We start from the raw sequence: 1,025 nt of genomic DNA, 5'->3' as shown, positions 1-1,025 counted from the left end.
GCCGCGGCCCGTGTCGTGTGTGGTGAATGGCTGCACGTCCTGGCGGGGTTGCCGCGCTAGCCGACCGTGCCCCGACTCTCACCCCTACACCCACTCCGCCGGATTCCTGGGAGCCCTGTCGTGACCACCGCCGTGAACCCGCCCCGCACCGTCGCCACCGCCCGTATCGACGTCCCGCAGCCTCCGACCGCCCCGCCCTGTAGCGACCACACCGTGACCGTCTACCTCAACCCCCCCCCGCGCCCCTTCCCCGGCTTCCGCAGCGGCCACGTCATCACCCAGGCCGCCGTCGAGGGCGAGCCGGTACGTCTGGTCTTCCACGCCACCGACGCCACCGACGCCAGCGATGCCAGCGACGCCAGGGACGAGGTCGCCGGGGCTGCCGGAGCGGCGTTCTGTGTCAGCAATCTCGGACTGCGCGACGACCACGGCCAGTTCTGGCCGTCGAGCTTGCGTCCGATCGCCGTCGGTGACGTTCTGATCATCACCACGCCCAGCGGGAACGCCGTGTTCGTCACCGTTGCCCCGGAGGGCTTCGACCTCATGCAGTGACCCTGCACCGGCCCCTTCCTGTCGGCCCCGGCCCCGCCCGCGCCCCGTACCTCCGGACCGCCCCCGCCCCCGCCGCCCGCACATGGCCCGCCCCGTCTCCGGGGTGGGCCTTCGCGTTCGGTGCACCCGGAACCACCCCGCGCCCCCGGCCCTCCGGGTCGGGGGCGGGTGTTCGGGGCTTGTCTCGCTTACCGCCTCCCGCGGCATCGTCCATCCCACCGCCAGCCCTACCCCGACGGGAGATCCACCGTGACCACCGCCATCAACCACCGCTCCATCACCACTGCATCCCCCGTGAAGGACACTGCGACGGCAGATGTGTTCACCGCCACCGTCTACCTCAACACCAACGACTTCGCGTTCATCCTCGGCTACGAGCACCGCCAGCCCGTCACCGAAGCCACCCGCCCCGACGGCACGCCCCTGCGCCTGATCTTTAACCCCAGCGCCCGCATCAACGACCACGCCAGCGC

At 71.7% G+C, this 1,025-nt stretch carries 2 protein-coding genes; both read left to right on the top strand.

Annotated features, from left to right (window positions below):
- Positions 1-120 precede the first annotated feature (120 nt).
- Complete coding sequence (locus ACWFR4_RS47790; protein ID WP_453658141.1) at positions 121-552, top strand: hypothetical protein; 432 nt, start codon at positions 121-123, stop codon at positions 550-552.
- Between the two features lie 249 nt (positions 553-801).
- Positions 802-1,025 (top strand): hypothetical protein (locus ACWFR4_RS47785; protein WP_453658139.1); only part of this gene is annotated, 224 nt, incomplete at its 3' end.

The organism is Streptomyces sp. NPDC055140, assembly GCF_053607285.1.
The sequence above is the reverse complement of the archived record's forward strand: the minus strand, read 5'-3'. Positions and strand labels throughout refer to the sequence as shown.